Source organism: Mycolicibacterium parafortuitum (genome assembly GCF_002086815.1).
GTDB classification, from domain to species: domain Bacteria; phylum Actinomycetota; class Actinomycetes; order Mycobacteriales; family Mycobacteriaceae; genus Mycobacterium; species Mycobacterium parafortuitum.
This window is the reverse complement of the sequence record NZ_MVID01000008.1, coordinates 164,703-189,150: the sequence shown is the minus strand read 5'-3', so window position 1 is coordinate 189,150 and position 24,448 is coordinate 164,703. Positions and strand designations below refer to the sequence as shown.

Here is a 24,448-nt window from a genome sequence, read left to right as displayed (position 1 = left end):
GTGACCATCGTGCAGGACGTACAGGATGCCACGCTGGACCAGTTGGTCGAGTGGGCAACGGCGCTCGTCGTTCCCGGCGAACGCCGCATCCTCGGCCTGACCGGCGCGCCCGCGGCCGGGAAGTCGACCGTCGCCGAACAGCTCGTCGCCGCGCTCGGGCCGCAGACCGCGGTGCTGGTCCCGATGGACGGGTACCACCTCGCCAACGGGGTGCTGATCGACCTGGGCCGCCGCGACCGCAAAGGGGCGCACGACACCTTCGACGACGGGGGCTACGCCCGCCTGCTCGCGACGCTGCGGGCCCAGCGCCCGGGGGATCCGGTGGTGTACGCGCCGCGGTTCGAGCGCGAGATCGAGGAGTCGATCGGGTCGGCGATCCCGGTACCGTCCGAGGTGCCGCTGGTCGTCACCGAGGGCAACTACCTGCTGCTGGAATGCGATGCGTGGCCCGCGGCGCGCTCCTGCGTCGACCAGGTGTGGTTCCTGGCCCCCGACACCGATATTCGGCGGACCCGGCTGGTGCGCCGGCACCAGGCGTACGGCAAATCCGCCGAAGACGCACAGCGCTGGGCGCTCGGGCCCGACGAGAACAACGCCCGGCTGATCGAGTCGACCGCGCATCGCGCGGACCGGATCGTGCGCGTGCCATGACCACGATGGGTGACGTGGCCCGCATCGCCGGGGTGTCGGCGTCCACGGTGTCACACGTGCTCAACGGCACCCGCAAGGTCAACGCCGAGACCCGGCTACGCGTCGAGGCGGCGATCGAGGAGACCGGGTACCGGAGCAACGTCGTCGCGCGCGCCCTGGCCGGTGGCCGGACGCACACCGTCGGGCTGTCCATCTCGGCACTGACCAACCCGTACTTCGGCGGGCTGGTGCACGCGGTCGAACGGGCCCTCTCCGACGCCGGATACGTACTGATCGTGGGTGATTCGCACGACGAGGTGGATTCGGAGAAGCGGGTGGTGGACTCGCTGCTCGGTCGCCGGGTCGACGGGATGATCGTGGCCCCGGCGGCCGGATCTGAGCGGGCCACACTGCCCGAGATCACCGGCACCGGAACGCCGCTGGTGCTGATCGACCGCGGCGCCGACATCGCCGCCGACCAGGTGTCCGCGGAGAACCTCGACGCGGCACGGTCGTTGACCGAGCACCTGCTCGACCTCGGCCACCAGCGCATCGGTGTCGTGCGCGGTAAGCCCGGGATCTCGTCGACCACCGAACGGTTCGACGGTCACCTCGCGGCGCTGACCGGCCGCGGTATCGAACTCGACGACGATCTGGTGCTCGACGGCGATTCCAACACCGATACCGCCGAACGTGAAGTGCGCGCGCTGATGTCGAGCACGGACCGGCCGAGTGCGCTGGTGTCGATGAACAACGCGATGACCATCGGCACGCTCAAAGCCGTACGCAGCCTCGGGCTGTCGATCCCAGGCGACGTCGCGCTGGTCTGCTACGACGACTTCGAATGGTCAGACCTGTTCGAACCGAAGCTCACCGCCGCCGCACAGGACGTGGACACCATCGGCGCCACCGCGGTCGAATTGCTGCTGCGCCGCATGCGGGGCGACGACGCCGCGCCACAACGGATCCAGGTGCCGACGGCGTTCCACCACCGCAACTCGTGCGGCTGCGGCTGACTGCCACCGGCCTAGCCCGCAGGCTCAGCTTTCGGGCGGCGGTGCGGGCGTGACGTCGGCGCCGGAGCCCTTCACGGCGGCCTTGGCGCGGTTCTCGGCGCGCACGGTCTTCTTGCCGCGCACGTACCCGGTCGGCGACACCGCGGCCGCGAGCAGCAGACCCTCGCCCTTGACGAACGGGTGGAATCCGACGCCGGCACCACCGCGGCCCTTGACCGGGATGTCGGCGACTTCGGTGACCTTCCAGCTCTTTTCGGCGACCGACAGGATCGCCTCACCGTTCTGACAGGTCAGCGGCAGCGCCGCGATCACGGTGTCTTCGGGGTCGCCCGCCACCAGCTTCACCCCGGCCACCCCGTTGCCCGCCACACCCTGCGGGTTCACCGCCGCCGGGTCGATGCGCAGGATCCGGCCGCGCCGCGTCACCAACGCCAGGTGATGGCCGAGGGGCATCACCCCGGAGCGCACCAACCCGGTGATGTCCGGCGCGACGGGGATGTCGCGGGTCTTGTACGGCAGCCCGCCGCCGGTGGTGAACTTGATCCGGCCGTCGGACCACACCGCCCAGCCCAGACCTGAGGTGAGCAGATCGCCGTGGCTGTCCGAGAACACGCCGCGGTCGTCGAGGCGCCACGCGGTGTTGACCTTGCGCTCGCGGGCACCGTCCTCGCCGTTGTTGGACGACACCGGGGTCGCGTCGTAGTCCAGCACCGTGCGGCGGTCGAACTCGGGACCCTTGAACAGCTTCGCGGTCTCGACGAGCTCCTCGTCGATCACCTTGCGGCGGGCGTCCGGATTCGCCACCAGTTCACTGAGCTCGGCGAACTCGGCGTCGAGCTTCTCGGCCTCGGCCTGCAGCTCGATCACGTCCAGTTTGGTGAGCCGTCGAAGCTGGAGCGCCAGAACGTAATCGGCCTGCGCCTCGTCGATGGAGAAGCGTTCTTGCAGACCCCGGCGCGCCTCGTCGACGGTCTCGGAGCCTCTGATGACGGCGACGGCCGCATCGATGTCCAGGTGGATCTTCATCAGACCGGCCACCAGATGCCGGCGTGCGGAAACCTTCTCCAGCCGGTACTCGCTGCGGTGCAGCACCACCGAATCCCGCAGGGACAGGAACGCCGCGATCAGCTCGCGCACCGACCACCAGCGCGGCACCCGGTTCTCGTCGAGCGCGACCAGGCTGGCGGCGAACGTCGATTCCAGCGGGGTCAGTGCCAGCAGCTGATCCCGGATCTGCTCGGCGTTGTAGCCGCGCTTGGCCGTCACGACGATGCGCAGCCCGTTGCGGCGGTCGGTCAGATCGGACATGTCGGCGACACCGGACATCTCGCCGGACTCGACCAGCGCCCGGATCCGGTCCTGCACGGTGTTGCTCGCGACTCCCGGCGGCAGCTCGGTGATGATGCAGTTCTTGCCCTCGACGCTGATCGTGCCCCGCACCGTGAACTGGCCGCGGCCGGTGGTGATGTACTCCCGAAGCCCGGCGGTGCCGATCACGGACGCACCGCAGCCCCAGTCGGGTCCCGGGATCAGCTTGCACAACCGGTCGTCGGTCATGTTCGGGGTCTTCAGCAGCGCCCGGCAGGCGGCCATGATCTCGCGGGGGTTGTGCGCGGGCACCTTGGTGGCCCAGCCCTCGGCGATACCGACCGCGCCGTTGCACAGCAGCACCGGCCACTGCGCCGGCAGCACCGTCGGCTCGATCCATTCGCCGTCGAAAGTCGGCACCATCGGCACCGCGTGGCTGTCGAGTTCGGCGGTCAGTGCCGCGCCAGGCGCGGACAGCCGCATCTCGGTGTAGCGGTCGGCGGCCGGGATGTCGCCCTGGATTCGGGGGAAGGCGCCTTGTCCGTCAATGACTTTCACGCGCTGGAAGTCCGCGGCCATCAGCGCGGCGGCACCGTACATCGACGCGCCGCCGTGCGGGTGAAGGTTGCCGGTGACCGCCGAGCACACCTTCGACGACTTCTGCGGCTTGTTGCCGGGCAGCAGCCGCGACTCGTGCATCTGGTAGAGCAGCCGCCGCTGGCCGGGCTTGAGACCGTCGAACGCCGACGGAATCGCGCGGTCGCTGACGCTGTAGAGCGCGAACGTCAGCTGATAGTGGTTCCAGTAGTCGTCGGCGCTCTGCTCGAGTACCAGATCGGGGTTCTGCTCGGGGATGTCGAGAGTGGCGGTCACGTCAGATTCCTAGTCGAGGTCGAGGGAAGCGGTGTCGACGCGGGCGGCGATCTCCGCCATCCACGTGCGCCTTCCCTCCGGAGGTCCGCCGAACAGCGTGTGGTGCAGCTTCCTGTCCGCGTCATCGGGATGCACGCGAATCACCGTGCGGCGGTGCGGATCGAGCACGGTGTTCCAGAAGTCGTCGGCGTCCATCTCGCCGAGACCCTTGTTGCGCTGCACCTCGACGCGTTTCTTCGAGGTGGCCTTCAGCTGGGCCACCGCCGCGTCACGTTCGGATTCGTCCTGGCAGTAGATCCGCTCGTCACCGTTCTTCACCACGAACAGCGGCGGCAACGTCACGAAGACCATGCCGGCCTCCACCAGCGGACGGTAGAAGTCCAGGAACATCGAGATCAGGCTGGAGTTGATGTTGCCGCCGTCGGGGTCGGCGTCGGAGGCGAACAGGATCCGGTCGTAGCGGCACAGCTCCGGATCGCAGTTGTCCCGGACGCCGCAGCCCAGAATGCGTTCGATCGAGTCGAACTCGTCCTTGGCCCTGGCCTTGCTCAGCGCGAAACCGTACACGTTGGGCGGCTTTCCCTTCAGCGGGAACGCGGCCTGGAACGTCGCGTCGCGGGCGGCCTTGATGGTGCCCAGCGCCGAGTCGCCCTCGCAGAGGAACAGTTCGGCTCCCGAGCCGCGGCCGGTTTCCCTGCTGGGCAACAGCTTCGGTGGTAGCGACAGGTTGGTGCCCAGGCCCTTGGCCTTCGACGCCGCCCGGGAACGGGCCTTGGCGCCCTCGGCGCTGCGCCGGGCCCGCGCTGACTCCAGGGCGAGCTTCGTCCAGAGCGTGACGGTGTCGTTGTTGGCGGGGTTGGCCGCCCACACGGTGACGCTGCGCGCCACATCCGGTGCCATCGCCAGGTTCAGCGACCGAGACGACACCGCGGTTTTGGCCTGCGAATCCCAGGACACGTCGGGGGCGCGGGTGTCGACGGCCAGCGCGGTGACGGCCGCGAAATCCTGTGGCTCCGGGCCTTCTTCGCCCTTGGCGAGACCGAGGTCGCGGATGCGGGACGCCCGGTCGGCGAGCGCCTCGGACAGCCCCTTGATCGCCGCGGTCAGGTGCGAGCCGCCGCCGGGGGTGCGCACGGTGTTGCAGAACGCGGCCACCGTCGCCGGTTCGGCGGGCCCGGCGGTCAGCGACCAGCGGAACGGGGTCGGCCCGCGCCCGGTGGTGTACTCGCCGCGGCCCTCGACGATCGCCCGCACACCCGGGGCCGGGGTGCCTGCCGCGGTGCACATCAGGTCGAGCAGTGTGTCGGTGCCCCACGGGCCGTCGAACGGTTCGAGCAGCGCGGGCGGGATCTCGTCACCGGGCCAGCCCTCGTCGACGACGACCAGCCGCACACCCGGGGACATCCGCGCCGCGGCGTGTGCGCGCAGAAGCACCTCGCCGATGTCGACGGTGGAGTCCGGTACGACGGACGGGTCGAACAGGATCCGCACGGTGGTGCCGTGCAGCTTGGGCTTGCGGTTGCCGACGCCGCGGAGTTTCTGGGTGTCGTTGCGGCTGAAGGGTGCATCCGCGTCGAACCCCCGCTCATCAGTGTCCTCGAACACCCCGGGATAACCGCGGCCGAAGCACTGCACGTAGGTCTTGCCGTCGCGGTGCACGGTGACGTCGGTACGCGCGGAGATGAACACCGCTGCGGCGGCGCCGATTCCGTTCAACCCGGCGCCGGTGCTGGTGGCGTCGGTGTGCGCGGAGAACTTTCCGCCGGCACGCGCGGTACCGAGGGTCTTGACGATGCCGTTCTTGCCGGTGGTGGGGTCGGTGTCGACTGGCAGGCCGCGGCCGTCGTCGGCGACGCTGACCGACCCGTCGGCGTGCAGCGTGATGGTCACCGTCGACCCGCCGTGGCTGGGGTCGGCGACCTCCTCGACGGCGTTGTCGATCAACTCGCGAAGTGCGGTGTTCAGGACGTCCAGACCGAGGTTGACCGCCGGCCGCAGGCGGGTGTGCTGGACATCGTCGAGCTCGGTGATGTCAGCGGCGGTGTAACTCACGTCTGGTGTCTTTTCCATCGTCGGGGAGGGGTGCCGAGGGAATGGTAGACGGCTGGTCCGACTTTCCCCGGTATCTGCAGGCCGGGGGCGTGCAGCTGTGATCGAATCGCCGCGAAGGCGCAGGCGAACCGGTGTTTTGCCGGCCGGTGTGATCTGTGTCAGGCCGGCCCGGTCAGCTGCCGCTGCAGCGTCGCGAAGTCGGCGACCTCCCAGTGCTCGGCCAGTCGACCGTCCTGGATCCGGTACAGCTGGAACGCCGAGGCGTCCACGCTGCGGCCGGTGGGGGCGATGCCGAGGAACTCGCCGCGGTGGGTGCCCTGGACGGCGTTGAGCACCGCGACGCGGTCTCCCTCGGCGACCATCTGCGAGATCGGCAGCCGGAGGTCCGGGAACGCCGACCGCAACCCACGGAAGTAGGTCTTGAGGGATTCGCGGCCGGGTGAGGTGCCGGGAAGGTGGTCGTCGTAATGCTCGGCGACGATCTCGTCGAAGACGTCGAAGGCACCCTCTTCGACCGCGGTGAAGAACCTGCGCACCAGAGCTTTGTTCGACTCGGTCATGAGTCAACGGTAGGGGTACCAGGCGGTGTCACCACGACGCCACGACGAACGTCAGCAGAATCGCGATCAGCACCGTGGTGATCACGCATGCCCGTACAGACGTGTACAGCGGATCGATATCAGTGCGCCACAAGCTGATCACGTCTGTCACCGCGTGCTGGGCCGGTTATCGGGGGTGCCGAGCTGGGTGCGCAATCTCTTCAGCCCGCGGTGCCGCCGCGACATGGCCGTCCCGAGCGGGATGTCCTCGATCGCCGCGACCTCCATGAGCGTGTAATCGCAGATGTCGGCGTAGAAGATCACCGACTGAAACCGGGTCGGCAACGCTGCCAGGCAGCGCGTCACGGCCTCGTCGATGTGCTCTCGCAGCGCCACGTCCTCCGCGGACGGCGTGGTGCTCAGGGCATGGATCGATGATTCGTGGAACAAGGAGTCGGCCAGGGCTTCCCGCACGCTCCGCGTCGATTTCCGATAGTTGTTCACCCAGCAGTTCACCAGGATGCGCACCAGCCAGGCGCGGATGTTCGTCCCCGGTCGGTACGTGCCGTAGCTCGTCCAGGCCCTCAGGTACGTCTCCTGGACGAGGTCCTCGGCATCGACGGCATTGCGCGTGTAGCGGTACGCGACGCGCAGAAGGTAGGGCCGCAGGGGCAGGGCTTCGACGGCAAAGGAGTCCCCGGAATCGGTTCTGTCCGTTTCGGATCCGGGTGTCGATACGACGTCGTAGTCGGCTGTGGGCATTAATGGACCTGCTTCGTGGTGGGTTGCTTCGGTTCGCTCAGGCCGGCGGTATTGCTCGGCCGTGCGAAATCGATGGGCCGGCCCGGTGAGGGTCAGGCGGGTTCAGAGAACAACCATCGACTTCGAAACCATTAGCGGTCAGGAATCCGCGAATCTTACGGCGGGTGTCGAAGATGCTCTTGTACAGCGCATTCCGCGATATGCCGTACTTCTCAGCGACGGCCTCCGGGGCCGCGCCCTCGAGAACGGTCTCGACGAACACGTGCCGCTGCTGCTCGGTCAGTACCCGCGAACGCCCGGCCGACCGCGCGGATCATCTCGCGGGCCTCGGCATGCCGGCTGGGATTGTGGACGAGGGGATCGGTGAGCGCGCTCCAGTCGTCCGGATGCAGTTGCAGGCGGCGTGTCCAGGCGTGCCTGCGGCGGGTCTTGAGTTTGTGCGACAACTCCAGCACGACGAAACGGTATGCCCAGGTGGTGAGCTTGCAGTCACCGCGAAAGGTCGGCAGTTTCGCCAACAGCGCCACCAACGCGTCCGCCGCGACCTGGTTGGCGATGTCGTCGAGCTCCTTGTCGTTGTACGACGAACCACCGCGGTAGAGCTCGCGGCGTGTCGACCGGAACAGGTAGTCGTACATCCTGGCCATCGCGGCACGGTGCCCGGCGCAGGACTCGTCCTGCAGCTCGCACCACCACCGGATGGAATCGTCGTCGTATCGGTTCGCAGCTCGATCGCCGCCCATGGGTTCTCCCTCACACCGTCGCGGTCAGGACTCGGTCGGGGCCTGACGCTTGGGCGGCCGGGTTCGGCTCTCCCGGTGAGGACAACTCCAAATGCAATATTTCGCATCCCGCGGAGGTGGCAGCACTACTACCACCCGGGCATACCACCCGGGACAGCCCCGCGGATCGCCCGGGATTGAGACGACTAGAGGACCGTCACCAGTCCGCGGTCACCGTCCACCCGCACCCGGTCGCCGGTGCGCAGCACCTGCGTGCCCACCAACGTGTTCACCACGCACGGCAACCCGTACTCGCGGGCGACGACGGCGCCGTGGGACACCGAGCTGCCGATGTCGGTGACCAACGCGGCGATCACCGCGAAGTAGGGCGTCCACCCGACATCGGTGACCGGAGCGACCAGGATCTCGCCGGGTTGCAGATCCCTGGCCTCGACGACCGAACGGGCCACCCGGACCACACCTTCCACCGAGCCATGCCCGGCGGGGCGCCCCGCGATCTGACCGTCGCTCGAAACCCGCTGGCGCACACTCGGTGTCGGACGTCCGACCGAGACGTCGTCGAACTCCAGGGCGGCCTGATACGCGAGGGCGCCTCGGCGGCGCCGGGCCCGCTCGACCAGCTCGGTCACGTCGCCGCCCGACACCAGCCGCGGCAACTCGCGGCGGTCGAAGAAGAACACCAGGTCGGCGTCGGGAAGAACACCGTTGTCGCAGAGCACCTCGCCGAGATGGCGGTAACCGCGCTTGAGCAGATGGGCGACCAGCGCCATCCGGGATTTGGTCTCCTCACGCCCGCGCGCACCGCCCTGGGCGAGCCGGGCGAGCACCCGTAGCGTGCGCGACTCCGGTTCGGGGGCGGCGGTCTGCGACGGATCCCGCTTCGCCGGAGCACGCAGCATCACCTGCATCATCGCCCCCAGACCCTCGGGGTCGTCGGCCCACGACGGATCCCGCATACACAGCTCGCGGTACCCGCGGTGGCCGTGCCGGTCCAGGAACCCGCGCAGCGCCGCGCCGCTCGGGTTGTCGCTGTCCCGCAGCCGGGTCACGGCCTCGCCGGGCGACGCGGCCAGGAACTCCCCGACCGCGGTCGGGTCGCGGCGCAGGGTGGTGACCACGGCGTTGAGTTCCTGGACCATCAACGCACTTTCGACACCGGCGCCCGTCATCAGGCGGATCGCCTCCGCACTGCCGGCGGTCTCGGCCGCGCCCCGCTTGGCCGCCTGACGCACGAGGTGGCTCTCCAGCACATTGGCCGCCACCGCCGAGCGCGACGAGGACCGCACGTGGACCAGCGTGACGTAGCGGTACATCTCGAGCCCCGCGTCGAGCCGGCGCAGCACGACCGCGGGGTCGCGGCTGGTGATGACCGGAAACCGCGCGATGGTGTCGGGCAGCCTGCGGATCGCCGGCCCGGAGCTGAGCGCGAATGTGGAGAGCCGGACGGTGTTGATCAGCTTGCGCGCGAAGGGTTTCGGCGGTCCCGGCTCCAGTTCGTCGATCACCCGGCCGCAGACCGACAGCGAGAACTGCTCGAGCGAGTTGCCGAGGATTCCCGAGCTCAGCGCCGTGCCCTCGGTCATGTTGAGGAACATGTGGCCGAAGAAGTAGCCGACCTGACGCCAGCGGTCCTCGTAACGCTTCTGCACCCCACCGGCGACCTGCACCATCTGCATCGCGTAGTCGATCGCGTGCCCGCTCACCGACGCCGTCAGCGGACAGAACGCACCTGGCATCATCTCGCCGATGTTGCACCGGGTGTAGACGTGGTCGGGCCCGGTGACCGGGGTGTCCATCTCGTTGAGGTCACCGGGCAGCGTCGTGATCGGCCGGGCCTGCAGCCACCACAGCGCACCGGTGCGGTCGATCGCCCATTCCAGGTCCAGCGGCCGTCCCCAGCGCCGCGCGGCCAGCAGCGCGCCGTCACGGATCCGGTCGATGTCGGCAGCCGTCAGCGCAGACTCCGGCCCGACCTCACCGGCCACCGGTTCCCCGCCATGGGTCAACACGTGGTGATCCGAGGACACGGATCCGTCGACCAGGCTCTCGCCGAGACCGTGGACGGCGTCGATGACCAGCAGGTCGCGCCGGCCCGACGTCGGGTCGGCGGTGAACACGACACCGGCGGCGCGCGCGTCGACCATCTGCTGGACCACCAGGTGCATCGCGGCCGGCGTGGCACCGTCCTGATATGCCGTGGCACGCGCGGATTCGGCTGAGCCGACGCATTTTTCGACTGCGGCGGCGAGCTCGTCGGCGGACCCGACACCGAGCACGGTGTCGTACTGACCGGCGAAGGACAGCTGCTCGCCGTCTTCTCCGGCCGCCGACGAGCGCACCGCGACCGGTGTCTGACCGGCCGTCCGCATCCGGATGAACCGGTCGGTCACCGCTGCGGTCAGGGCTGACCGGGTGGCGTGGGTGATCACGAAACCGGGTGGCACCGGCACGCCGAGGCGGATCAACTCGGCGAGCCCGAGCGCCTTGCCCCCGAACCGGCCGTCGACCACATCGACGAGTTCGACGACCGATGAACCTGCGTCAGACACCGGCAAAACGTTACTCCAGTCACGTAAATAGTCGGCCGGAACGGGCGGGCTTGTTTCGGGCGACGGAATTCTTCCGCATGCCCCGGGGTTTCAGCAGACATCGCGGGACGACAGCCCGCAGACCCGAGCGGCAAGAAAGAGGCGAGAGCCGTGAAGAAGATCGGATTGCTCAGTGGCTTGCTCAGTGTCACAGCGGGAGCGTTGTCGGCGGCGGTGATCGGATTCGCCGGACCGGCCCAGGCTGACGGACCCGGCCCGGTGTTCGGAGGTCAGGACGACCGGGGTCCCGGCATCGGCTGGACGGGCCCCGGCTGGGGCGGTAGCGGCTTCGGCTTCGGGTACGGCAGCGACAGCAACAACCCCTGGTTGGGCCAGCTGTATCCGCGGGTGAAGGTGCCTCAGGTCGACACCAGCGTGCGCAACTGAGGTTCCGATGCGCCTAGCCTGGCGGGGTGCTGACGGAACTCGTTGACCTGCCGGGCGGGGCGTTCCGGATGGGGTCGATCGACTTCTATCCCGAGGAGGCCCCCGTCCACACCGTGACCGTGGAGCCGTTCGCGGTCGAACGGCACCCGGTGACGAACGCCCAGTTCGCCGAGTTCGTGGCGGCCACCGGCTACCTCACCGTCGCCGAACGGGCATTGGACCCGGCCGACTTCCCGGGAGTACCGAAAGACGATCTCGTGCCCGGTGCGCTGGTCTTCAAGCCCACGGCCGGCCCGGTGGACCTGCGGGACTGGCGGCAGTGGTGGACCTGGGTGCCCGGGGCCTGCTGGCGCAGGCCGTTCGGACCGCAGTCCTCGATCGACGACCGCATGGACCATCCGGTGGTGCAGGTGGCCTACCCCGATGCGGCGGCCTACGCCGCGTGGGCCGGGCGCACGTTGCCCACCGAGGCCCAGTGGGAGTACGCGGCGCGGGCCGGATCGACGTCCCGATACTCCTGGGGCGACGACGCCGCGCCGGGCGGCGAGCTGATGGCCAACACGTGGCAGGGTGAGTTCCCGTACCGCAACGACGGTGCGCTCGGCTGGGTCGGCACCAGCCCGGTCGGCACCTTCCCGCCGAACGCGTTCGGGCTCGTCGACATGATCGGCAACGTGTGGGAATGGACCACCACGCAGTACTCCCGCCACCACCGGCTCGACGAACCCACGAAGAACGGCTGCTGTCCGCCGACTCCGTCGGCTGATCCGACGGTCAACCAGGCGCTCAAGGGCGGTTCGCACCTGTGCGCGCCGGAGTACTGCCACCGCTACCGGCCCTCCGCGCGTTCGCCGCAGTCGCAGGACAGCGCCACCACCCATATCGGGTTCCGCTGCATCGCATCAGCGGCGCGTTAACACCGTCGAGCAACTCGCCGATACATCGGGCATGACGTGGTTACGTGCAGCCGGTGCGCTCGCCGTCGCGGTGACGCTGCCCTGGGTTGCGGCCGCGCCGGCGCACGCCGAGCAGTTCGACCATCTCGATCCGGTTCCTGTGCAGCCGAGCCCGACCTGCGGCGGAACGGTCCGCGGTGAGGCGATGGTGACGCCGGTGCAGATCGACTACCAGGTCGAGAACGGGGTGCGGGTCGCGATCAGCTACGACGCGGGCATCTACGACGGATCATGCGCGCTGACCGAGACAGTGACGTGGACGAACCTGGACACCGGATCCTCGGGCAGCCACGACCTGACCGCGGTGTCGACCATCGACGGTCACTACGGCTTCATCGGCTATGCGAACACCACGTTCGTGACAGGTCCGGGCACGGTGGTCGTCACGCTCAGCTCGTACCCGGATGCCGAGCTGCGCGTCACGACGTGACTGAACTCCCCGTCCCACTCTCACTTTAAGGCACACCGGGGGCTTGCGGCAAGACCCCCGAGCTGCGGCACAATCGCGCGGTCCGAGTCAGTCTGCAAGGGGGAGAGTCTTATGCCGCAGCGGCCCAAGCCTTTTGAAGTCCACGAGTCCGGTGCGTACCTGCACGGCACCAAGGCCGATCTGAAGGTGGGGGATCTCTTGGTGCCAGGGCACCGGTCGAACTACGACGACGGCCGGGCGATGAACCACGTGTACGTGACCCAGACGCTGGACGCCGCGGTGTGGGGAGCCGAGCTGGCAGCGGGTGACGGTCCCTGCCGGATCTACGTCGTGGAACCGCAGGGCCCACTCGAAGACGACCCGAACGTCACCGACAAGAAGTTCCCGGGCAACCCCACCCGGTCCTTCCGCACCCGCGAACCAGTGAAGATCGTCGGCGAAATCACCGACTGGGTGGGGCATTCCGATGAACAACTGCAGGCGATGCGCGACGGGCTGGCCGAACTACGGCGCAAAGGGCTCGACGTCATCTACGACTGAGCGGTCTCGATCCAGGTCGAAGGTTGTGGTCTCGGCGACCGAGCGGCGGTCCTCGGCGGGCGGCAGCTCGCCGTCGGGCCGCGGTCCCAGCTTGATCAGCGCCTGCGGGTGCGCCTCGCCGTCGAACACCTCGCATGTCAGCGCCAACCGATTGCGGGGGTCTTTCAGCGGATTGGTGAGCGGGCAACTCGCCAGCCCCAGCGAGGCGGCGGCCAGGGTCAGATCGCTGATCGCCTCCCCGGCCCGCAGCCGCGCCGCATCGCTGTCCGTCTCGGTCGCCACCACCAGCATCACGGCGTCGTCGCCGGCGTGGCCGGGTGCCGGGTCTCCGTAGCGCAGCGCGAACTCGGCGTCGCCGAGCCGGGCCCACCGTGCACTCGGGACCACCGCCAGCCGGACACCGAAGCGTTCCGCCCGCAGCACCAGCAGCTCGACCGTGCCCGCGGGCAGCGCCCCGTGATAGGAGCGACGGTCGGCGCGGCGACCGGTGATGGCCGCGGCCAGCTCGCGGGTGCCCTCGCCCGGGTCCGACCGGTGCAGTTCGAGCGCGGCCAGCACGGTGTCGTCGGGGGTGCGCTGGATCCGGCTCGACCAACCGGCGGCGGCGAGCGCGACTGCGCAGTGGTGCAGCACGGCGCCGCAGCTGAGGATCACGTCGCGGCGGTCGTCGTCGGAATCGCCGAGGCTGCGGGTCCAGTCGGCGAGCAGCCGTATTCCGCCGCGGTCGACGTGCCAGCGCCACGGTTGGGCGTTGCCGGCCGACGGTGCCCGCGCCGCGACGTCGAGCACATCCTCGAGCACGTCGATGTCGGGGAACGCCGTGGGCATGTCGTTCACCTCCACCCGATGCCGCCGCGGTTCAGTCCGTCGCCATTCTAGGAGGAGCGCTCGGCGACGCCTGGTACTGCGAGATCAGCCAGTGGCCGCCCTGCAGGACCAGGGTGACCCCGATCGCCAGGACCACGTCGGCGCGGTCCGGGTAGCCGAACGTCGCCGACAGATATCCGGTGGCGGACCGGTCGGTGAGGCGGCGGCTTTCGAGCACGCGGTAGTCCACCGTCATCCCCGCGGGCTGGGAGGCGTAGTAGGCGACGACAGCCGCCCTGCCGACGCCGTACGGGCGCAGACCCTGGAACACCGCATCATCGGTGAACACGGCGGCCACCCGGCCGGGATCGCGGCTATCGATCCCGGCCTTCCACTCGTCCATGACCGCGGAGACGATCTGTGCGGCAGCCATGTCAGTGGCCCGCGCTCTGGCCGCCGTCGACGTGCAGGATCTCGCCGGTCACGAACGGCGCGTTCTCCAGGTACAGGACGGCGTCGACGACGTCGTCGATCTCGCCGACACGGCCGAGGGGATGCAGTGCGGCGAACGCCGCGTACTCCGACGGCTGGTGCATCGGCGTGCGGATGATGCCGAGAGATACTGCGTTGGAACGGATTCCGCGCGAGCCCAACTCGACGGCGAGTGCGCGGGACGCGGCGTTCAGGCCGCCCTTGGTCAGCGACGCCAGCGCCGACGGTACCGCGGCGTTGGCGTGCTCGGCCAGCGTCGTGGAGATCGTGACGAGGTGGCCGCCGTCTCCCTGATCGAGCATCCGGGCCACCGCGGCCCGGGTGATGTCGAAGAAACCGCGCAGGTTCACACCGGTGATGGCGTCGTAGTCCTCGTCGGTGTAGTCGGCGAACGGTTTGGCGATGAAGATGCCCGCGTTGTTGACCACGGTGTCGATGCGTCCGAATCGTTCGACGGCGGCATCGACCACGCGTCGTCCTTCGCCGGGTTGTGCGATGTCGCCCGGGACGGCCAGCACCATCGGGTCGTCACCGGGTTCGATGGTGCGCGAGTTGGCCACCACCGCGTACCCGAGCTTGCGGTATCCGGCGACCAGACCGGCGCCGATTCCCTGCGATGCGCCGGTGATGATCGCGACGGGAGTTGTTGGGGTCATGTCGATGTCCTTTCTGAGGTGTTGCTTGTCCGAACGCCCGCGACATGGCGGCGAAGTCCGCGCGGCTGGGACCAATCGGCTCGCTCCTGATAGGCGCAGGCTCTCACTGCATTACGCTGGCCCGGGTGGAGCTGCGACAGCTGCGCTACTTCGTCACGGTGGCCGACGAACTGAACTTCGGGCGGGCCGCCGAACGGCTGCGCATCGCGGGTCCCTCACTGTCCCAACAGATCAAGGCGCTCGAGCGCGACCTCAAAGTGCAGCTCTTCGACCGCGACCGGCGGTCGGTGGAGTTGACGCCGGCCGGCTCCGCGCTGCTCCCGCGGGCCCGCGCCCTGATCGCCCAGGCCGACGAGTTGCGCCGCCATGCGCTCGGCCTGTCCTCCTCGGACCCGATCCGGATCGGCTATGTGCAGTGGTGCCCGACGGACTGGGCGGAGCGCGCGGCGGGTGTCGCCCAGCTTCGGGTGGACACCTGGGTGATGCCGTCACACGCGCAGGCCGCCAGGGTCGCCGACGGCAGCCTGGACCTCGCGATCTGCTGGGTCGAGCGAAAAGATCTGCAGGCGTTGTCGCTCGACGCGCGACTGGTCGGCGCCGATCGCCTCTACGCGGTGAGCGCCGGACGTGACGGCGGCCCGGTCGCCGCGCGCGACGTCACGGTGCTGCTGGACTCCGACGAGGCAAGCTGGTCGTCGTGGAACCGCTACGCAGAACAGTTCGCGGCCGCGACGGGCGCGCGGGTGGAGCACGTCGAGGACGGCGGGGTGACCGGATCCACCTTCTACGACCATGTCCGCCGGCTCCGGCGCCCGGTGCTGAACAACCCGAAGGGGCAGAACGATTCAACCCCGGCAGACCTGACCCGTCGGGCGGTGCAGCACCCCACGCCGATGTGGACCTGGTCCCTGGTGTGGCGCCGGGACGAGCCGAACCCGCTGGTCCACAACGTCGTCGACGCGCTCTCTGTCGGCGTGGACGACTCGCCCGTCATCGCGCCGGGGATGTGGCTTCCTGCCGACGATCCGCACCGCGCGGTGTCGGACTGAGTTCGGCCCAGCCCGACTTCAGCCAGGCGGCGGTGAGCGCCGAGAGCGCCACGACCGCGGCAGACACCAGCAGTGTGCTGCGGTAGCCGTGGTGGACAAGAGGATTCACGAGCAGCGGGCCGAGCACCTGCCCGACGGAGTATCCGGCGGTCAGCAGCGCCACCGCGCCGGGGAAGGCCAGGTCTCGTCCCGCGGCCAATGCCGTGGTGCTCACCCCGATGAACGTGCCGCCGAACGCCACCGCGCCGATCAATGCCGGTGTCGCGCCACCGAGTAACGCCGGCAGGCATATTCCGCCCGCCTGCACGAGCAGGGCGACGACGAGCAGCGCGGGCCGCGACCAGCGCGTGCCGGCCATCGCCCACAACGCCGCCGACGGTGCGGCCGCAAGACCGACCACGAGCCACGCCGCGTTGCCGAGCGGTCCCGGCGAAGCCTGACCGATGGCGGCGACCAGGAATGTGCCGGCGATGATGTAGCCGACCCCCTCGAGTGTGTAGCACAGGAGCAGCACCAGGAACCACTTCCGCGGGCCCTGGGTCGCCGACGCCGCCGAGGGCGCGGGTGCGCCCGCGGGGCGCATCCGCCACGCGACGGCACCGGTCGCGGCAGCCAGAGCCGCCGAAACCCACCAGGCCGCCCGCCACCCCGTGACGGGCAGGAGGAGTACCACCGCGGCCGACAGCGCGATGCCCAGCCCCACGCCGCCGAAACCCCAGCCGGGAAGCTGCGCCGACCGGCCCCTGGCGTGATCGAGCATCCAGTCGACGGCGATCACGAACAACACCGCGCTCGCGAATCCGGCGAGGCCACGGATCACCACCCAGGTGAGCACGTCGTGGGCCGCCGGCATCACCGCCAGCGCGGCGACGTTGAGGATCAGGGCTGCGCGCCACGTCGGCACGGTGCGGACCAGCCGGGGCAGCAGTGACCCCGCGAGTGCCCCGGCGAAGTAACCCAGGTAGTTCGCGGTCGCCAGAGCGCCGGTGCCGCCCGGCGGCAGGCCCGCCTGGGCGGTCATCAACGGGACGATCGGGGTGTAGACGAACCGGCCGATACCCATGGCGGCCGCCAATCCGGCGGCGCCACAAGCGATGTGGATGTGTGACCGATGCAGGTGCATTCAGCCATGCTGGCCGCGCCGCGGGGGTCGCGCCACGACCGGTTTCCTCCCAGCTATGAGGTGCCGGCTCGCAGGACCGTCAGCCCCAGTTGCTCAGCCCCCACAGTGACATCACCGGCGACACCAGCGACGCGTGCACGATGCGGCCGAACAGGTCGTCGCTGTGGGCGAACAGGATGCCGACCGCCGCGACGGTGCCGTCGGGCAGTCGGGCGTACACCGGGGCGCCGGAGTCGCCCAGGTCGTCCCAGGCGCGGAAGGACACCTGGTTGTCGGTGATGTTCGTGATCGGACCGCAGGACAGGCCGGTGCGCGCCCCGGACTTGCACAACTGGGGCTGCGTCGCACGTAACTCGGCGGCGTCCATCACCCGTGACACCCGCAGCCTGTCGACCTCGCTGACCAGCGGCACCGTGCTGCCCGCCAGGTCCACCAGGCCGACGTCGCGCACCCCGGGCAGCACATCCCAGCGCACGTAGCGGCCCACGACGCGATCACCGGTCGGGGTGCGCTGCAGCACCGTGTCGTTGACGGGATCCCGGTCGCAGTGCCCCGCCGTCAGCATCGCCGGCGACCCGTTCGGGGTGCGGACGGTGAACCCGGCCGTGCACTGGTACGGCTGGCCGTTCCCGGCGAGCGTGGTGCTGACCAGGTAGGCGCCCGGACTGGCGACGGGGTACTCGCCGAACGCGTGGGCGGCGGGTGACTGGGTGAACGCCAGCGCGGCCAGCGCGGCGACGACGCCCGCGGCGGCCTTGAGTCGATTTCGCATCACCACTGGCGTACCCACTTTGCCCCCCGGCCGCGCTGTGATGGATCTCGCAAAGGTGTCATCTATGCGAAAATGCATCTGGCGCAGCGGCATTGGGTGCCGTCATAGCCATATCGACGTCGCTTCCACCGGGTTGATCCGCATACCGTGTCCGCCGATGTCGTAGCTGATGAATGCGCGGAGCCCTTCAGAGCGGACGGTCCACCCGTTGATGTGGTCCGTCTGTCCTGCACCGACGACGATGTCGGCGGACTCGGGGCCGGGAACAGATCCCGCGATGTAGTACACCGCGCCCGTGCCGAGCATCACCGCGAGGTTCATCCCCTTCGGTGTCGCCTGGAACGTCTGCCCGTCGACGCGGCCGCACACCGTGGCGGGACGTCCACGCCCCTGCCAGTCGGCACTGATCAGGCACCGGATCTGGCCGTCCAGAATCCGGACCGTCCGGTCGGGTTCGGCCGCGGCCGTTGCCGGGGCCGCGGTGAGCGCACCGAGAACCGCCACTGTCGCCGACATTGCGGCAAACGCACGAACCATGCTGCCTCCACGTTGAGCGCGAGCATCTCCAGTCCAGCGATGCTCTCACGTCCAGGCAAGGCGCACGGGTGAATTGAGGGCAAACTTCGCCCGGCGGCCGCCGCCGGTGTGCTATCCACAGGTATGTCCCGGGTGGTGGCCGCCGGTGTCCTCCGCGTTCTCGGCGCGTGCGGTGTTGCGCTGCTCGCCGCACCGCAGGCACACGCCGACCGTGTCGAGCCCGTCCCGATCTACGGTTTCTACGACCTGCACATCGACTTCGCCCGGCAGACGTTCGACGGGGCGCCGACGCCGATGGACGCGGTGACCTTTCCGGCGTCGTTCACCACCCGGTGCGACGTGGACGGATGCGTCGCCACCATGGACAACGCCGACGACCACGCCCGCAACCCGGGAGCCCCGGTGGAGTACGAGTACCGGTGGGCCGACGGCCGCTGGGAGACCAGCGGTGAGTATCCGTACTTCTGCGATCGCAACGACCCGGCGAGCGCGGTGACCGCGCAGCGCTCGGATCACTGGATCCCGAATCTCGACGGTAGCTTCCACGGTGAGCGCACCCTGGTCGTCGGCGGAGCAGGGTGCCCGGGGGAGGGGCCCGGCACCCACCGGGTGCCGATATCCCTGACCCCGATCGACCCGCCGCGCTAGCGGCAGACGGTTAGTTGCACACAGCGCCCACCGCCGCCGAGCGCACCAGCTTCGTGTACTTGGCCAGCACCCCCGTCTTGTACACCGGCGGCAGCGGTTCGAAACCGGCCTTGCGCGACTCGAACTCGGCCTCGTCGACCAGGATGTCCAGCGTGCCGTTGGCGACGTCGAGCCGGATCCGGTCCCCGTCGCGCACGAACGCGATCGGTCCGCCGTCGACGGCCTCGGGCGCGATGTGTCCGACACACAGCCCGGTCGTCCCACCGGAGAACCGGCCGTCGGTCATCAGCAGCACGTCCTTGCCCAGGCCGGCGCCCTTGATGGCGCCGGTGATCGCCAGCATCTCGCGCATGCCGGGGCCACCCTTGGGGCCCTCGTAGCGGATCACGACGACGTCGCCGTGGGTGATCGTGCCGTCCTCGAGCGCATCGAGCGCGGCCCGCTCCCGCTCGAAAACCCTTGCGGTGCCCTCGAACACGTCGGAGTCGAACCCGGCCGACTTGACCACCGCCCCCTCCGGGGCCAGCGATCCGTGCAGGATCGTGATGCCGCCGGTCGGGTGGATCGGGTTGTTCATCGCCCGCAGCACCTTGCCGTCGGGATCCGGCGGTTCGATGTGGGCGAGGTTCTGCGCCATCGTCTCACCGGTCACAGTCAGGCAATCGCCGTGCAGCAGACCGGCATCCAGCAGCGCGCGCATCACCACGGGCACCCCGCCGATCTCGTCGACGTGCTTCATCACGTACGCGCCGAACGGCTTCACATCGGCCAGGTGCGGCACCTTCTGGCCGATCCGGGTGAAGTCCGCCAACGTCAGCTCGACCTCGGCCTCCCATGCGATCGCGAGCAGGTGCAGCACCGCGTTGGTGGACCCACCGAACGCCATCACCACGGCGATCGCGTTCTCGAACGCCTCCTTGGTCAGGATGTCGCGGGCGGTGATGCCGCGGCGCAGCATCTCGACCACCGCCTCGCCCGAGCGGCGCGCGAACTCGTCGCGGCGCTTGTCGATCGCCACCGGGGATGCGCTGCCCGGCAACGACATTCCGAGCGCCTCGGCCGCCGAAGCCATCGTGTTGGCGGTGTACATGCCGCCGCAGGCACCCTCACCGGGACAGATGGCGCGTTCGATGATGTCGACGTCCTCGCGTGACATCAGCCCGCGCGCACACGCGCCGACCGCCTCGAACGCGTCGATGATCGTGACTTCCTTCTCCGTACCGTCGGTCAGCCGAGCGGTGCCCGGCATGATCGAGCCGTTGTAGAGGAAGACGCTCGCCAGGTTCAGCCGCGCGGCGGCCATCAGCATGCCGGGGATCGACTTGTCGCAGCCGGCCAGCAGGACCGACCCGTCCATGCGCTCGGCCTGCATCACCGTCTCGACGCTGTCGGCGATCACCTCACGCGACACCAGCGAGAAGTGCATGCCCTCGTGGCCCATCGAGATTCCGTCGGAGACGGAGATGGTGCCGAACTCCAGCGGGTAACCGCCCGCGGTGTGCACACCGCCCTTGACCGCCTGCGCCAGTCGCTGCAGTGACATGTTGCACGGGGTGATCTCGTTCCAGGACGATCCGACGCCGATCTGGGGCTTGCCCCAGTCGTCGTCGGTCATCCCGACCGCGCGCAACATGCCGCGCGCCGCGGTGCGCTCCAGCCCGTCGGTGACGTCGCGGCTGCGGGGTTTGATGTCCGGGGTATCGGCAGGTCCTGAGGGCATGCGGTTGATTATGCGCCCGGCGGTGGGTCGGTAAAACCCAGGTAGATACCCCCGAGGGGTACTAGTACGCTGGCCGCATGACGTCGATCTTCGTCCGTCTGATCGCCGCGGTGTGCGCCCTGCTGCTGGTGTCCGGCTGCGGTGGCGGGCAGAACCCGGGGGAGGAGTCCACCGGTTCGCCGAGCCTGGAGTCGCCCGTCATCACCGGCAACCCGGCCGGCTACAACTCCGCCGACATCACTTTCGCCACCCTGATGGTCAAGCACCACCAGCAGGCGATCGAGCTGGCGAAACTGGCAGGGCCGCGGTCGGCGAACACCGAGCTCAACAGCCTGGCCGATCAGATCGTCGCGACCCAGCAACCCGAGATCAACATCCTCAACGTGTTCCTGGTGCAGTGGGACGAGAACCCGGACATCCGCGCCGACGGCGGTGGGGAGTCGCCGAGCGACGCCCCCGAGGCGTCGGTCCCGGGGACGATCGACGACGCGACGATGGCGCGGTTGGAGTCGCTGACCGGGCCGGAATTCGACAAACTATGGCTGGAGTCGATGGTCGGCCAGCACCAGGGCGGTGTCGCCATCGCCAACGACGAGATCGCCGACGGCGCCAACGTGGACGCGGTCTCGGTCGCCAGGACGATCGTGGCCGGTCTGGACCCTCAGATCGCTCAGATGAAGAAGATGCTGGAGGGCATGCCGTGACCGACAGTTCCACCACCGCGCCCAGCGAGGCGCACGGCTACTCGGCGCAGAAGGAGAACTACGCCAAACGGCTGCGCCGCATCGAGGGCCAGGTCCGCGGGATCGCGAAGATGATCGACGAGGACAAGTACTGCATCGATGTGCTGACCCAGATCAGCGCGGTGAACAGCGCGCTGCAGTCGGTGGCGCTCGGGCTGCTCGACGAGCATCTGGGCCATTGCGTCAGCCACGCGGTGGCCGCCGGCGGCGCCGAGGCGGACGAGAAGCTCGCCGAAGCCTCCGCGGCGATCGCGCGCCTCGTCCGGTCCTGACCGGAACGAGTTCGACGAGCTCGTCGCGTGTCGGGGGCGCGGAGTAGTATCGAACACATGTTCGACGAGCTGTTCGACATCGATCCGGGGGCTTCCGAGGAGGACCTCCGGATCCTCGTCGAGCACTACGAACAGCTCAAGTCGAAGGCCGCCGCGGCCCAGGTCCGCGCAACGGCGCTGTGGGCCGCAAAGCGCGCGGCCGCCGAACAGGCCGCCGGAATACCGCAGAAGCGGCGCGGAAAGGGGTTGGCGTCGGAGATCGCGCTGGCGCGCCGCGACGCCCCGGTGAAGGGCAACACCCATCTCGGTGTGGCCAAGGCGCTGGTCCATGAGATGCCGTACACGCTCGCGGCGCTGCAGGCCGGGGTGTTGTCGGAGTATCGCGCCACGCTGATCGTGCGCGAATCGGCGTGTTTGTCCCTGGCTCACCGGCGACAGCTTGATGCCGAGATGTGCGCCGACATGGCGAGACTGGCAGGGTGGGGCGACAACCGGGTGGCCGGTGAAGCCAAGCGGATCACCGCCCGCCTGGACGCCGCGGCCGTGGTCGAGCGCAACAACAGAGCCGCCAACGCTCGCTGTGTCACGACCCGGCCCGCTCCCAACGGCATGGTCTACGTGACGTTCCTGATGCCGCTGTCGCAGGGTATCGGCATGTACGCCGCACTCAGGCGCGCGGCCGACGTGACCGGCGACGGTCGCTCGCGGGGGCAGGTGATGACCGACACGGCCTACGAGCGCATCTCCGGGCGCGCGGTGACCACACCACCGGATCTCAACCTGAACCTGGTGTTGGCAGACACCACGTTGTTCGGCGGCGACGACAGCCCCGGCTACCTGCAGGGCTACGGGCCGGTGCCGGCTGAGGTGGTCCGGCGGCTGCTCAGCGACGCGATCACCGACGAGAACGCCAAAGTCACTCTGCGCCGCCTCTACCGCCACCCCGACTCAGGGCAGCTGGTGGCGATGGAGTCGCGGTCGCGGATCTTCCCCAAGGGGCTCGCGATGTTCATCGGGCTACGCGATCAGACGTGCCGGACCCCCTACTGCAACGCCCCGATTCGCCACCACGACCACGCCACCCCCGACCGCGGCGGTGGAAAAACCAGCGCGCTCAACGGCCTTGGACTGTGCGAGGCGTGCAACTACGCCAAAGAGGCGCCCGGATGGCGGGTGCGCACCAGCGAGGACAACGGCGCCCATTCCGCCGAATTCTGCACTCCCACCCATGCCGTGTACTACTCGATCGCCCCACCGCAACCAGGCACCCGCATCATCCGCCGCAGCGTTGTCGAAGACCAGTTCAGCATCGACCTCGCTCTCTTCGAGGCGGCCTAGACATCGGTACGTTCACCGAGACCCGACGCCGGGTATGGGGACAGCGTTGCTGCCGCCCACCGACGAGGAAGTGCCCGATTGCTGCGCATCGCGTTGATCGCACACGCCCACTTCCCGATCCGGGAACCGTTCGCGGGCGGCATCGAGGCCCACGTCTTCCACCTGACCCGCGCACTGGTGGCCCGCGGTCACGCGGTGACGCTGTTCGCCGCCCCGGGCACCGATCTCGGCTGCAGTGACCCGGCGCTGACGATCCAGGAGCTGCCCCGCACCGCCGCGGCCTCGGTGCCGTGGCCGTTGCCAGGCGCGGTCAAGGAGTCCCACCACCGTGCGTTCACCGGGCTGATGGCCGACCTCGCCACTGCCGAGGACGCGTTCGACGTCGTGCACAACCACAGCCTCAACCCGGTACCGGTGCTGGCGGCGACCAGACTGCGCGCCCCGGTGCTGACCACGCTGCACACCCCGCCGTTCCCGATGCTGGAGGCCGCCGTCGGTGCCGTCGCGCGCACCCGGCTGATGTTCGCCGCCGTCAGCGAGCGGTCGGCGGCCTCGTGGGCGCACGTCGGCATCCGGCGGTTGACGGTGGTGCGCAACGGTATCGACGTCGAGGGCTGGCCGCTCGGCGCGGGCGGCGAGCACCTCGTGTGGTCGGGCCGGATCCTGCCCGAGAAAGCCCCGCACCTGGCGATCGACGCGGCGCGGCGTGCCGGGCGCAGGCTCGTGCTCGCAGGCCCGGTCAGCGACCCCGACTACTTCCGGCTCGACATCGAGCCGCGCCTCGACGACCGGATCACCTATGCCGGGCACCTGGACCGGGAAACGCTGGCAGTGTTGATCGGTGGCGCCGCGGCCGCATTGGTGACCCCGTTGTGGGACGAGCCGTACGGTCAGGTCGCGGCCGAGGCGATGGCGTGCGGAACGCCCGTGGTCGCGTTCGCCACCGGCGGCCTGCCCGAACTGGTCGACGAGCGGTGCGGATGCCTGGTCCCGCCGGGTGACGTGGACGCGATGGCCGCCGCCGTCGCCGACGCGTCACGGTTGTCGCGGTCGCTGGTGCGCAAGGTCGCGGTCGCCGAACACGGCCTGGCGGCGATGGTCGACAACTACCTCGCGCTCTATCAGGCGCTGGTCGCCGAACGCGGGGGCTAGTGAGACAACGCGGCTATTGAGACAATGCGGCGTCGATGCGCTGCACCTTCGCGGCGAGCTGGCCGGTGAAGCCGGGCCGGATGTCGGCCTTGAGGACCAGGCTCACCCGCGGCGACACCGCCGCGACCGCGTCGACCGCCTGCTTGACGACGGCCATCACCTCGTCCCATTCGCCCTCGATGTTGGTGAACATCGCGTTGGTCTCGTTGGGCAGGCCCGACGCGCGGACCACCCGGACGGCCTCGGCGACCGCGGCACTGACACCGCCGGTGTCGTCTCCGGCGGACGGACTGATGCTGAACGCGACGATCATGG

26 protein-coding genes are annotated in these 24,448 nt (G+C 69.4%); 12 read left to right on the top strand and 14 right to left on the bottom strand.

Annotated features, from left to right (window positions below):
- On the top strand, positions 1–651 hold the full coding sequence (locus BST38_RS12190; protein ID WP_083143543.1) for a nucleoside/nucleotide kinase family protein: 651 nt from the start codon (positions 1–3) through the stop codon (positions 649–651).
- Complete coding sequence (locus tag BST38_RS12185; protein ID WP_083143542.1) at positions 648–1,646, top strand: LacI family DNA-binding transcriptional regulator; 999 nt, start codon at positions 648–650, stop codon at positions 1,644–1,646. The genes BST38_RS12190 and BST38_RS12185 overlap by 4 nt, the downstream gene beginning before the upstream one ends.
- A 24-nt stretch (positions 1,647–1,670) precedes the next feature.
- Here BST38_RS12185 and BST38_RS12180 read toward each other — a convergent pair whose 3' ends face one another.
- The 6 genes from BST38_RS12180 to BST38_RS12155 form a co-directional block, all read right to left on the bottom strand.
- On the bottom strand, positions 1,671–3,827 hold the full coding sequence (locus tag BST38_RS12180; protein WP_083143541.1) for a DNA gyrase subunit A: 2,157 nt from the start codon (positions 3,825–3,827) through the stop codon (positions 1,671–1,673).
- A 9-nt stretch (positions 3,828–3,836) separates the two neighbouring features.
- Positions 3,837–5,879: a toprim domain-containing protein gene (locus BST38_RS12175; RefSeq protein WP_083143540.1), complete on the bottom strand. Its 2,043-nt coding sequence runs from the start codon at positions 5,877–5,879 to the stop codon at positions 3,837–3,839.
- 158 nt (positions 5,880–6,037) lie between these two features.
- Positions 6,038–6,439 carry an ester cyclase gene (locus BST38_RS12170; protein ID WP_083143539.1) on the bottom strand — a complete coding sequence of 134 codons (402 nt, stop codon included), beginning with the start codon at positions 6,437–6,439 and terminating at the stop codon, positions 6,038–6,040.
- A 147-nt stretch (positions 6,440–6,586) separates the two neighbouring features.
- Positions 6,587–7,180, bottom strand: a complete 594-nt coding sequence (locus tag BST38_RS12165) for a sigma-70 family RNA polymerase sigma factor (protein WP_083143538.1) — start codon at positions 7,178–7,180, stop codon at positions 6,587–6,589.
- A gap of 212 nt (positions 7,181–7,392) precedes the next feature.
- Positions 7,393–7,923 carry a hypothetical protein gene (locus BST38_RS12160; RefSeq protein ID WP_083143537.1) on the bottom strand — a complete coding sequence of 177 codons (531 nt, stop codon included), beginning with the start codon at positions 7,921–7,923 and terminating at the stop codon, positions 7,393–7,395.
- A 185-nt stretch (positions 7,924–8,108) separates the two neighbouring features.
- Complete coding sequence (locus BST38_RS12155; protein WP_083143536.1) at positions 8,109–10,472, bottom strand: PEP/pyruvate-binding domain-containing protein; 2,364 nt, start codon at positions 10,470–10,472, stop codon at positions 8,109–8,111.
- Positions 10,473–10,622: 150 nt separating this feature from the next.
- Between BST38_RS12155 and BST38_RS12150 the strand changes: the two genes are divergently transcribed.
- The 4 genes from BST38_RS12150 (at position 10,623) to arr (ending at position 12,824) form a co-directional block, all read left to right on the top strand.
- The gene (locus BST38_RS12150; protein ID WP_083143535.1) at positions 10,623–10,898 is read left to right on the top strand and encodes a hypothetical protein; all 276 of its coding nucleotides are present in this window, start codon (positions 10,623–10,625) and stop codon (positions 10,896–10,898) included.
- Positions 10,899–10,924: 26 nt separating this feature from the next.
- A complete protein-coding gene (locus tag BST38_RS12145) occupies positions 10,925–11,815 on the top strand; it encodes a formylglycine-generating enzyme family protein (protein WP_083143534.1) in 891 nt (296 codons plus the stop codon).
- A gap of 31 nt (positions 11,816–11,846) precedes the next feature.
- Positions 11,847–12,284, top strand: a complete 438-nt coding sequence (locus BST38_RS12140; RefSeq protein ID WP_083143533.1) for a hypothetical protein — start codon at positions 11,847–11,849, stop codon at positions 12,282–12,284.
- Positions 12,285–12,395: 111 nt separating this feature from the next.
- Positions 12,396–12,824 carry an NAD(+)--rifampin ADP-ribosyltransferase gene (arr, locus tag BST38_RS12135; RefSeq protein ID WP_083143532.1) on the top strand — a complete coding sequence of 143 codons (429 nt, stop codon included), beginning with the start codon at positions 12,396–12,398 and terminating at the stop codon, positions 12,822–12,824.
- On the opposite strand, the gene BST38_RS12130 is transcribed toward arr, so the two are convergent.
- Genes BST38_RS12130 through BST38_RS12120 form a run of 3 tightly spaced genes read right to left on the bottom strand, consistent with a single transcriptional unit; the run spans position 12,789 to position 14,779 of the window.
- Positions 12,789–13,652 carry a nitroreductase family protein gene (locus BST38_RS12130; protein WP_083143581.1) on the bottom strand — a complete coding sequence of 288 codons (864 nt, stop codon included), beginning with the start codon at positions 13,650–13,652 and terminating at the stop codon, positions 12,789–12,791. The two genes, arr and BST38_RS12130, sit on opposite strands and share 36 nt — an antisense overlap.
- Positions 13,653–13,683: 31 nt before the next feature.
- Positions 13,684–14,064, bottom strand: coding sequence for an SgcJ/EcaC family oxidoreductase (locus BST38_RS12125; RefSeq protein WP_083143531.1), 381 nt, complete (start codon positions 14,062–14,064; stop codon positions 13,684–13,686).
- Position 14,065: 1 nt separating this feature from the next.
- Positions 14,066–14,779, bottom strand: a complete 714-nt coding sequence (locus BST38_RS12120; RefSeq protein WP_083143530.1) for an SDR family NAD(P)-dependent oxidoreductase — start codon at positions 14,777–14,779, stop codon at positions 14,066–14,068.
- Between the two features lie 125 nt (positions 14,780–14,904).
- On the opposite strand from BST38_RS12120, the gene BST38_RS12115 reads away from it, so the two are divergent.
- Positions 14,905–15,828, top strand: a complete 924-nt coding sequence (locus BST38_RS12115; protein WP_083143529.1) for a LysR family transcriptional regulator — start codon at positions 14,905–14,907, stop codon at positions 15,826–15,828.
- On the opposite strand, the gene BST38_RS12110 is transcribed toward BST38_RS12115, so the two are convergent.
- The 3 genes from BST38_RS12110 to BST38_RS12100 all read right to left on the bottom strand — a co-directional run bounded on the left by BST38_RS12110 (position 15,770) and on the right by BST38_RS12100 (position 18,239).
- Positions 15,770–16,951, bottom strand: coding sequence for a YbfB/YjiJ family MFS transporter (locus BST38_RS12110; RefSeq protein WP_237160752.1), 1,182 nt, complete (start codon positions 16,949–16,951; stop codon positions 15,770–15,772). The two genes, BST38_RS12115 and BST38_RS12110, sit on opposite strands and share 59 nt — an antisense overlap.
- Before the next feature lie 79 nt (positions 16,952–17,030).
- Positions 17,031–17,723 carry a chymotrypsin family serine protease gene (locus tag BST38_RS12105; RefSeq protein ID WP_083143580.1) on the bottom strand — a complete coding sequence of 231 codons (693 nt, stop codon included), beginning with the start codon at positions 17,721–17,723 and terminating at the stop codon, positions 17,031–17,033.
- Between the two features lie 102 nt (positions 17,724–17,825).
- Positions 17,826–18,239, bottom strand: coding sequence for a hypothetical protein (locus tag BST38_RS12100; protein WP_237160751.1), 414 nt, complete (start codon positions 18,237–18,239; stop codon positions 17,826–17,828).
- Positions 18,240–18,383: 144 nt separating this feature from the next.
- On the opposite strand from BST38_RS12100, the gene BST38_RS12095 reads away from it, so the two are divergent.
- Positions 18,384–18,908 carry an MBOE_33420 family protein gene (locus BST38_RS12095; protein ID WP_110781732.1) on the top strand — a complete coding sequence of 175 codons (525 nt, stop codon included), beginning with the start codon at positions 18,384–18,386 and terminating at the stop codon, positions 18,906–18,908.
- Positions 18,909–18,918: 10 nt separating this feature from the next.
- On the opposite strand, the gene ilvD is transcribed toward BST38_RS12095, so the two are convergent.
- The gene (gene ilvD, locus BST38_RS12090) at positions 18,919–20,628 is read right to left on the bottom strand and encodes a dihydroxy-acid dehydratase (protein ID WP_083143526.1); all 1,710 of its coding nucleotides are present in this window, start codon (positions 20,626–20,628) and stop codon (positions 18,919–18,921) included.
- Positions 20,629–20,705: 77 nt separating this feature from the next.
- Here ilvD and BST38_RS12085 point away from each other — a divergent pair, with 77 nt between their 5' ends.
- The 4 genes from BST38_RS12085 to BST38_RS12070 all read left to right on the top strand — a co-directional run bounded on the left by BST38_RS12085 (position 20,706) and on the right by BST38_RS12070 (position 24,133).
- Positions 20,706–21,332 carry a DUF305 domain-containing protein gene (locus BST38_RS12085; RefSeq protein ID WP_083143525.1) on the top strand — a complete coding sequence of 209 codons (627 nt, stop codon included), beginning with the start codon at positions 20,706–20,708 and terminating at the stop codon, positions 21,330–21,332.
- Positions 21,329–21,643: a copper-sensing transcriptional repressor RicR gene (gene ricR / locus BST38_RS12080; protein WP_083143524.1), complete on the top strand. Its 315-nt coding sequence runs from the start codon at positions 21,329–21,331 to the stop codon at positions 21,641–21,643. Before BST38_RS12085 ends, ricR begins: the two co-directional genes overlap by 4 nt.
- 57 nt (positions 21,644–21,700) lie before the next feature.
- Positions 21,701–22,981: an HNH endonuclease gene (locus BST38_RS12075; RefSeq protein WP_083143523.1), complete on the top strand. Its 1,281-nt coding sequence runs from the start codon at positions 21,701–21,703 to the stop codon at positions 22,979–22,981.
- An 81-nt stretch (positions 22,982–23,062) separates the two neighbouring features.
- Positions 23,063–24,133 carry a glycosyltransferase gene (locus BST38_RS12070; RefSeq protein ID WP_083143578.1) on the top strand — a complete coding sequence of 357 codons (1,071 nt, stop codon included), beginning with the start codon at positions 23,063–23,065 and terminating at the stop codon, positions 24,131–24,133.
- Between the two features lie 13 nt (positions 24,134–24,146).
- On the opposite strand, the gene BST38_RS12065 is transcribed toward BST38_RS12070, so the two are convergent.
- Entirely contained in the window at positions 24,147–24,446 is a 300-nt protein-coding gene (locus BST38_RS12065; RefSeq protein ID WP_083143522.1) for a thiamine-binding protein, read from the bottom strand.
- Positions 24,447–24,448: the final 2 nt, after the last annotated feature.

What these genes read in the sequence shown, in the direction of transcription:
- BST38_RS12185 (WP_083143542.1), top strand. Translation starts at nt 648, where the DNA reads ATGACCACGATGGGTGACGTGGCCCGCATCGCCGGGGTGTCGGCGTCC.
- BST38_RS12170 (WP_083143539.1), bottom strand. Translation starts at nt 6,439, where the DNA reads ATGACCGAGTCGAACAAAGCTCTGGTGCGCAGGTTCTTCACCGCGGTC.
- BST38_RS12165 (WP_083143538.1), bottom strand. Translation starts at nt 7,180, where the DNA reads ATGCCCACAGCCGACTACGACGTCGTATCGACACCCGGATCCGAAACG.
- BST38_RS12160 (WP_083143537.1), bottom strand. Translation starts at nt 7,923, where the DNA reads ATGGGCGGCGATCGAGCTGCGAACCGATACGACGACGATTCCATCCGG.
- BST38_RS12140 (WP_083143533.1), top strand. Translation starts at nt 11,847, where the DNA reads ATGACGTGGTTACGTGCAGCCGGTGCGCTCGCCGTCGCGGTGACGCTG.
- arr (WP_083143532.1), top strand. Translation starts at nt 12,396, where the DNA reads ATGCCGCAGCGGCCCAAGCCTTTTGAAGTCCACGAGTCCGGTGCGTAC.
- BST38_RS12130 (WP_083143581.1), bottom strand. Translation starts at nt 13,652, where the DNA reads ATGCCCACGGCGTTCCCCGACATCGACGTGCTCGAGGATGTGCTCGAC.
- BST38_RS12125 (WP_083143531.1), bottom strand. Translation starts at nt 14,064, where the DNA reads ATGGCTGCCGCACAGATCGTCTCCGCGGTCATGGACGAGTGGAAGGCC.
- BST38_RS12120 (WP_083143530.1), bottom strand. Translation starts at nt 14,779, where the DNA reads ATGACCCCAACAACTCCCGTCGCGATCATCACCGGCGCATCGCAGGGA.
- BST38_RS12110 (WP_237160752.1), bottom strand. Translation starts at nt 16,951, where the DNA reads ATGCACCTGCATCGGTCACACATCCACATCGCTTGTGGCGCCGCCGGA.
- BST38_RS12105 (WP_083143580.1), bottom strand. Translation starts at nt 17,723, where the DNA reads ATGCGAAATCGACTCAAGGCCGCCGCGGGCGTCGTCGCCGCGCTGGCC.
- BST38_RS12100 (WP_237160751.1), bottom strand. Translation starts at nt 18,239, where the DNA reads ATGTCGGCGACAGTGGCGGTTCTCGGTGCGCTCACCGCGGCCCCGGCA.
- BST38_RS12095 (WP_110781732.1), top strand. Translation starts at nt 18,384, where the DNA reads ATGTCCCGGGTGGTGGCCGCCGGTGTCCTCCGCGTTCTCGGCGCGTGC.
- ilvD (WP_083143526.1), bottom strand. Translation starts at nt 20,628, where the DNA reads ATGCCCTCAGGACCTGCCGATACCCCGGACATCAAACCCCGCAGCCGC.
- BST38_RS12085 (WP_083143525.1), top strand. Translation starts at nt 20,706, where the DNA reads ATGACGTCGATCTTCGTCCGTCTGATCGCCGCGGTGTGCGCCCTGCTG.
- BST38_RS12075 (WP_083143523.1), top strand. Translation starts at nt 21,701, where the DNA reads ATGTTCGACGAGCTGTTCGACATCGATCCGGGGGCTTCCGAGGAGGAC.
- BST38_RS12065 (WP_083143522.1), bottom strand. Translation starts at nt 24,446, where the DNA reads ATGATCGTCGCGTTCAGCATCAGTCCGTCCGCCGGAGACGACACCGGC.